Source organism: Streptomyces sp. NPDC006265, assembly GCF_040613555.1.
Classification (GTDB): Bacteria; Actinomycetota; Actinomycetes; order Streptomycetales; family Streptomycetaceae; genus Streptomyces.
Genome location: NZ_JBEXSH010000485.1, coordinates 1 through 6,828 on the forward strand (window position 1 = coordinate 1; position 6,828 = coordinate 6,828).

Consider the following 6,828-nt stretch of genomic DNA (forward strand, 5'->3'; position numbering starts at 1 on the left):
TCGGCGACGGCCGGGGCGGCCTCGGCTGCCTTGCGGGTGCGGCGACGCGGCTTGGTCTCCGTGCCCTCGGCCGTGTCGACGGCGGCCTCCGCCGAGGCGGCGGCCTTGCGGGTGCGGCGCGGCTTGGCCTCCGCGGCGTCGGGAGCCTCGACCGTGGCGGCCGCGGCCGTGCCCGCGCTCTCGGCGCTCTTGCGGGTGCGGCGACGCGGCTTGGCCTCGGTGGCCTCCGCCGTGTCGACCGCGGTCTCGGCCGCTGCCGTCGCCTTGCGCGTACGCCTGGGCTTCGCCTCGGCCGTCTCGGCGGTGGTGTCCTCCACCGTGGCCGCTGCCTTGCGGGCGCGGCGCGGTTTGGCCTCGGTCGCCTCGGCCGTGTCGACGCTCGCCTCGGCCTTCGCGGCCGTCTTGCGGGTGCGACGCGGCTTTGTCTCCGCCGGCTCCGGCGTGGACTCCGCAGTCCCCTCGGCCGTGTCGACCGCCGCCTCGGCAGCGGACGCCGTGGCCTTGCGGGTGCGGCGGCGCGGCTTGGCGGCGGCCTCGGGCAGCGCCGCTTCCGCGGCGGTCGGGGCTTCGGCAACGACCGCCGGCTCCGTGGCCGACGGCGTCACCGCGGCCTCGGTCTCCACCGCCGGCGTCTCCGACCGGCGCGTACGGCGCCGGCGTGGCTTCTCAGCGGTCTCAGGGGCTTCTGTGGCCGTGCCCTCCGCCGTGGCGACGGCGGTCTCCGCCTGCTCGGACGCGGGGGACTCGACCGCCGCGACCTGAGCCTGCTCGGACTGCGCCCCGCCGCGGGTACGGCGACGGCGACGCGGAGTGCGCGGAGCCGTCACGGCGTCCGCCTCGGCCGCACCGCCGGTGGCCGTGGTGTCCGGTGCGGTGGTGCCGGTGGACTCCGGCGCCCCGTCCAGCGTGGCCCCGCCACGGGTACGGCGGCGGCGACGCGGCGTACGCGACGAGCGCTCGCGGTCGGCCGAACGGGACTCGTCCCGGTCGCCGCGGCCACCTCGGCCGCCGCGTCCGCGCGGTCCGCGGCCGCCAGGCTCGCCCAGGTCCTCGAGCTCCTCAGCGTCCAGCCCGGCGCGCGTACGCTCCGAGCGCGGCAGGACGCCCTTCGTGCCCTCGGGGATGCCGAGGTCGGTGTAGAAGTGCGGAGAGGTGGAGTACGTCTCCGGCGGGTCGCTGAAGCCCAGGTCCAGCGCCTTGTTGATCAGCTGCCAGCGCGGGATGTCGTCCCAGTCGACCAGGGTGATCGCCGTACCCTTCGCGCCCGCGCGGCCGGTCCGGCCGATGCGGTGCAGATACGTCTTCTCCTCTTCCGGCGACTGGTAGTTGATGACGTGTGTCACGCCCTCGACGTCGATGCCGCGGGCGGCGACGTCGGTGCAGACGAGCACGTCCACCTTGCCGTTGCGGAAGGCACGCAGGGCCTGTTCGCGGGCGCCCTGGCCGAGGTCGCCGTGGACCGCGCCGGAGGCGAAGCCGCGCTGCTTGAGCTGATCGGCCAGGTCGGCCGCCGTGCGCTTGGTGCGGCAGAAGACCATGACCAGTCCCCGGCCGTCGGCCTGCAGTATGCGCGCCACCATCTCGGGCTTGTCCATGTTGTGCGCGCGGTAGATGAACTGCTTCGTGTTCGCGACCGTCGCGCCCGCGTCGTCCGGAGAGGTGGCGCTGATGTGCGTGGGCTGCGACATGTAGCGGCGGGCCAGGCCGATGACCGCGCCCGGCATGGTGGCCGAGAACAGCATGGTCTGACGCCGCACCGGAAGCATGTTGATGATCTTCTCGACGTCGGGCAGGAAGCCCAGGTCGAGCATCTCGTCGGCCTCGTCGAGGACCAGGCACTTGACGTGCTTCAGGTTCAGCTTCTTCTGCCCGGCGAGGTCGAGCAGCCGGCCCGGGGTGCCGACGACCACGTCGATGCCCTTCTTCAAGGCCTCGACCTGGGGCTCGTAGGCCCGGCCGCCGTAGATGGCGAGGACGCGCACATTGCGTGCTTTGCCCGCGGTCAGCAGGTCGTTGGTGACCTGCGTGCACAGCTCGCGCGTGGGGACGACGATGAGTGCCTGCGGGGCCTCGGTGAGGTCCTCGGGCTCGGCGCGTCCGGCCTCCACGTCCGCGGGGACGGTGACGCGCTCGAGGAGCGGGAGGCCGAAGCCCAGCGTCTTGCCGGTGCCGGTCTTGGCCTGGCCGATGACGTCCTTGCCCGAGAGGGCGACGGGAAGCGTCATCTCCTGGATGGGGAAGGGGGTCATGATGCCGACGGCCTCAAGGGCCTCGGCGGTCTCGGGGAGGATCCCGAGCTCTCGGAACGTAGTCAGGGTGCTGCCTCTTCTGTGTGGGCGGCGCGAGGCGAGCGCGGGGTCGTGTCAGACCGTGCCGGGGACGTCGGCTGCCTACGGGCGGGCCGTAGAGCACGGGACCGCGCCGACGCTCTAGCGCTCATGCCGCTGAGGGTGTCCCCCTCCGGGTCTCGTACGCACTGTGGCGGACGGCCGGGGAGGGCTGTCGGGTCGGAGCCGATCGGGCCACCGACCGGGCATCCTCATACGTGCGGCCTGTCGAGGTACGGCGACGTACCAGCAGGCGCATTACCACCATACCCCGGAATCGTGCATATGCGATGGCCGATTCGGTCACGTAGTCGTCGTCACAGTGATTGACCAGGGCCTTACGCCTCCCGGCGGGCGGGTTATTGTGCGCTTCATGACGAGCTCTGACAAGCCTGCGAACGCCTCGGACACCGCTGCCGCCGAACCCACCTCAGTCGCCGCCCGGGACTGGGCGACGGCCTCCGCCGACCCGCAGTACCGCGCCGCGGTCGTGGACCTGATCGGTGCACTCGCCTACGGGGAGCTGGCGGCGTTCGAGAGGCTCGCGGAGGACGCCAAGCTGGCGCCGACGCTGGCGGACAAGGCGGAGCTGGCGAAGATGGCGTCGGCGGAGTTCCACCACTTCGAGAGGCTGCGCGACCGGCTCGCCGAGATCGGGGAGGAGCCGACGCGGGCGATGGAGCCGTTCGTCGCCGCGTACGACGGGTTCCACAAGCAGACGGCCCCCTCGGACTGGCTGGAGGGACTCGTCAAGGCCTACGTCGGCGACTCCATCGCCAGCGACTTCTACCGCGAGGTCGCCGCCCGGCTGGACTCCGACTCCCGCGGCCTGGTGCTGGCCGTGCTCGACGACACGGGGCACGGCGGCTTCGCCGTGGAGAAGGTACGGGCCGCGATCGACGCCGATCCGCGTGTCGGCGGGCGGCTCGCGCTGTGGGCACGGCGGCTGATGGGCGAGGCCCTGTCGCAGTCCCAGCGGGTGGTCGCCGACCGGGACGCGCTGTCGACCATGCTGGTGGGCGGTGTCGCGGACGGCTTCGACCTTGCCGAGGTCGGCAAGATGTTCTCGCGGATCACCGAGGCCCACACCAAGCGGATGGCCGCCCTGGGGCTGGCCGCCTGACCCTTCGCCGTCCGGCCGGTCCACGTCGTCACAAGCGCCACCATCGGCGACCCGTCACGCGGTCGCCGATCGGCGGCGCAGTCTTCCCGCGGGGCGCAGCAGCAGCGACAGCGAGGCCACGGAGACGATCACCGCGCCGAGCAGGACGAGCAGCACGTGCCCGGCGTCCAGCGCGCTGTGCATGACGAAGGCCCCGAAGACGGCACCGGCGACGCCCGTCGACAGGACCATGGCGCGGGCCGGGAGACGGTGTGGCAGGCGGTGGGTCGCCGCCCACGCCAGAGCGAGGCCGAGGATCGCGGAACTCAGCGCTTCCAGGAGCATGTCGGGGTCCCTCCCACATGGCCGGCCTGCCCAAATCGGTCGTAGCCCGTCTTACCCCTGACCTGCGGAATCCAATCCACCCCTGTGGGCGACTTGTGCTCCGTCCGTGGCGGAACCGGTGTGCCGCAAGGGAAGCCCGGGGCCACGCAGAAGGGGTGTCCGTGGGAGGGCAACGCAAACGGGGCGGGTCGGCCGAAGCCGCCCCGCCCCGCGCATGCGCTACAGCGCGCCGAAGCCCACCTTGCGCGGGGCCGGCTCACCGATCTCGACGTACGCGAGACGGTCGGCCGGGACGAGGAGCTTGCGGCCGTGCTCGTCCACGAGGCTCAGCAGCTGCGACTTCCCGGCCAGCGCCTCGGCGACCACGCGCTCGACCTCCTCGGCTGTCTGACCGCTCTCCAGAACGATCTCGCGGGGCGCGTGCTGCACGCCGATCTTGACCTCCACGGCTATGTCCCTCCGACGGTCAGTGATGTGCGCGACCTTCCGCGCCGTACGCAGCACACATTAGCCCGGTGAGGGGACGTACATGCTCCGCCCGAGAACGCCACGAGCGAACATCGGGCGGGAACAAAATGCCCTCAGTGGTGCTGCTGGTCCATGCCGTGCAGGGGGAAGCCCGCGATGCCGCGCCACGCCAGCGAGGTGAGCAGCTGCACGGCCTGGTCGCGCGGCACGCTGCGGTCGCTGTGCAGCCAGGACCGCGCCACCACCTGGGCGAGGCCGCCCAGGCCCGAGGCGAGCAGCATCGACTCCGCGCGCGACAGGCCGGTGTCCTCGGCGATGACCTCGCAGATCGCCTCCGCGCATTCATTCGTGACCTTGTCGACGCGCTCGCGCACGGCGGGCTCGTTCGTCAGGTCCGACTCGAAGACCAGGCGGAACGCGCCACCGTCGTCCTCGACGTAGGCGAAGTAGGCGTCCATCGTCGCCCGCACGCGCTGCTTGTTGTCGGTCGTCGACGCGAGCGCGTTCCGCACGGACTGGATGAGCGACTCGCAGTGCTGGTCCAGCAGCGCGAGATAGAGGTCGAGCTTGCCCGGGAAGTGCTGGTACAGCACCGGCTTGCTGACGCCCGCGCGCTCCGCGATGTCGTCCATCGCGGCCGCGTGGTAGCCCTGGGCCACGAAGACCTCCTGGGCGGCGCCCAGGAGCTGGTTGCGTCGGGCACGGCGCGGCAGGCGTGTGCCCCGCGGGCGAACCGCCTCTGTCTGCTCGATGGCTGTCACGCCGCCTCCCATAGTCGTCCACATGCGGATCTGGCCGCGTCGCCATCGTACTTTTCGGTAACCGTGGTGTGCGCGGTGAGAACGCAGAATTTCACGGACCGGACGGTTACGAAAGCGGTTGCGAATGTTTCAAACAGGGTCAGAGCGGGCAAAAAGCGCTGCCTCTTTCCTGTTCGGTGGAGCTGCTCGTCGCCCGTCGGCGGCGCACCTCACCGATAGTCGTCCTCGTCGAGCGAGACGATCCGGGCCTGCTCCACCAGATCGGCCTCGTTGGCGCGGTCCGGGTCGACGCCGGTCAGCGGGTCGTCGCGGTCCGGCGCGAGATCCGCCTGCTGCTCGGCCGCGTCGACCTCGGGGGCCTCGACGTCGAACTCCTGCGCCTCGGGCGCTTCCTCGGCCTCGAACGTCTCCGGGTCGGTGGGGTCTACGGCCATGCTGGGCTCCCTTCCTACGAACGTCCCTGGGAATGCAGGGGCCACACGCGGGTGCCCTCCCTATGAGCCTAGGAGACACCCGGTCCGGACGCTATGCGATCCGCGTCCGGGATGTGACGCAGTGCTCGTCCCGTTGACTGCTACCCATGCGCGCCGGGTGCCTCTCTTTCCGGCGTCTCAACTAGCCGATTCCTGTGACGGCGAACACAGGCGAACGCATGAGTCGCTGTGTGATCGTCTCGTAACATTGCCGCATGTCTTCGACCGAGCTGCCGTTCGTGCCGCCCGCCAATGTGCTGCCGAAGGTGGGGACCGTCCGGGTCGCGGAGGGCGAGCGCCTGCGGTCGGTCGAGCTGCCCGGGGTCACCCTGACGGTCCGGTCGAGACCACCCGCGCGCGAGGAGCTGCCGCCCGCGCTGTACGTGCACGGGCTCGGCGGTTCCTCGCAGAACTGGTCGGCGCTGATGGCGCTGCTGGACGGTGCCGTCGACGGTGAGGCCCTCGACCTGCCGGGCTTCGGCGACTCCCCGCCACCGGACGACGGCAACTACTCCGTCACGGGGCACGCGCGCGCGGTCATCCGTTACCTCGACGCCTCCGGCCGTGGTCCCGTGCACCTGTTCGGGAACTCGCTCGGCGGCGCCGTCACCACCCGTGTCGCCGCCGTTCGGCCCGATTTGGTCCGTACGCTCACGCTTGTGTCGCCCGCTCTGCCGGAAATCCGCGTGCAGCGTGCCGCCGTGCCCACGGGGCTGCTGGCGGTGCCGGGTGTCGCCCTGCTCTTCACGCGGATCACCCGCGAGTGGACGGCGGAGCAGCGGGTCCGCGGCGTGATGGCGCTGTGTTACGGGGACCCCGGGCGGGTGACGCCGGAAGGATTCCGCAACGCCGTGCAGGAGATGGAGCGGCGGCTGCGACTGCCGTACTTCTGGGACGCGATGGCGCGCTCCGCGCGCGGAATCGTCAATGCCTACACGCTGGGCGGCCAGCAGGGGCTGTGGCGTCAGGCCGAGCGGGTTCTAGCCCCGGTCCTTCTCGTCTACGGCGGCCGTGACCAGCTCGTCGGCTTCCGCATGGCACAGAAGGCGGCCCGGGCCTTCCGTGACTCCCGGCTGGTGACGTTGCCTGATGCGGGCCACGTGGCGATGATGGAGTATCCGGAGACCGTGGCCATGGCGTTTCGTGAACTTCTCGAAGATGCGGGAGAGTTGGGCGCGCAGCGAGCGAGGCGGGCCGGCCGGTCGGGAGCCGGGGGCGACGCCGTCGACAGAGAACGCACCGACGAGAGCATGGGGGCCCGGTCCGGTGCCCGCTCGACCTGCTGGTCCGGGACCGTGGTGATGATCTTCTTGCCGCGGACGGCGCCGGCGATGCCCAGCTCGCGCATCAGT

7 protein-coding genes are annotated in these 6,828 nt (G+C 71.6%); 2 read left to right on the top strand and 5 right to left on the bottom strand.

What is annotated here, in order from left to right; genetic code table 11:
- The coding region (locus tag ABZ281_RS31145) for a DEAD/DEAH box helicase (protein WP_356660883.1) at window positions 1-2,249 on the bottom strand (2,249 nt) is incomplete at its 3' end.
- A gap of 451 nt (window positions 2,250-2,700) precedes the next feature.
- On the opposite strand from ABZ281_RS31145, the gene ABZ281_RS31150 reads away from it, so the two are divergent.
- Window positions 2,701-3,450 carry a ferritin-like fold-containing protein gene (locus tag ABZ281_RS31150; protein ID WP_356660885.1) on the top strand — a complete coding sequence of 250 codons (750 nt, stop codon included), beginning with the start codon at window positions 2,701-2,703 and terminating at the stop codon, window positions 3,448-3,450.
- Window positions 3,451-3,504: 54 nt separating this feature from the next.
- Here the strand turns inward: ABZ281_RS31150 and ABZ281_RS31155 are convergent, their stop codons facing one another.
- The 4 genes from ABZ281_RS31155 to ABZ281_RS31170 all read right to left on the bottom strand — a co-directional run bounded on the left by ABZ281_RS31155 (window position 3,505) and on the right by ABZ281_RS31170 (window position 5,437).
- A complete protein-coding gene (locus ABZ281_RS31155; protein ID WP_356660887.1) occupies window positions 3,505-3,774 on the bottom strand; it encodes a hypothetical protein in 270 nt (89 codons plus the stop codon).
- A gap of 219 nt (window positions 3,775-3,993) precedes the next feature.
- Window positions 3,994-4,221, bottom strand: a complete 228-nt coding sequence (locus ABZ281_RS31160; protein ID WP_030854792.1) for a DUF3107 domain-containing protein — start codon at window positions 4,219-4,221, stop codon at window positions 3,994-3,996.
- Window positions 4,222-4,355: 134 nt separating this feature from the next.
- Window positions 4,356-5,003, bottom strand: a complete 648-nt coding sequence (locus ABZ281_RS31165) for a TetR/AcrR family transcriptional regulator (protein ID WP_356660889.1) — start codon at window positions 5,001-5,003, stop codon at window positions 4,356-4,358.
- A gap of 209 nt (window positions 5,004-5,212) precedes the next feature.
- The gene (locus ABZ281_RS31170; RefSeq protein WP_356660891.1) at window positions 5,213-5,437 is read right to left on the bottom strand and encodes a hypothetical protein; all 225 of its coding nucleotides are present in this window, start codon (window positions 5,435-5,437) and stop codon (window positions 5,213-5,215) included.
- A gap of 254 nt (window positions 5,438-5,691) precedes the next feature.
- On the opposite strand from ABZ281_RS31170, the gene ABZ281_RS31175 reads away from it, so the two are divergent.
- The coding region (locus ABZ281_RS31175) for an alpha/beta hydrolase (protein WP_356660893.1) at window positions 5,692-6,828 on the top strand (1,137 nt) is incomplete at its 3' end.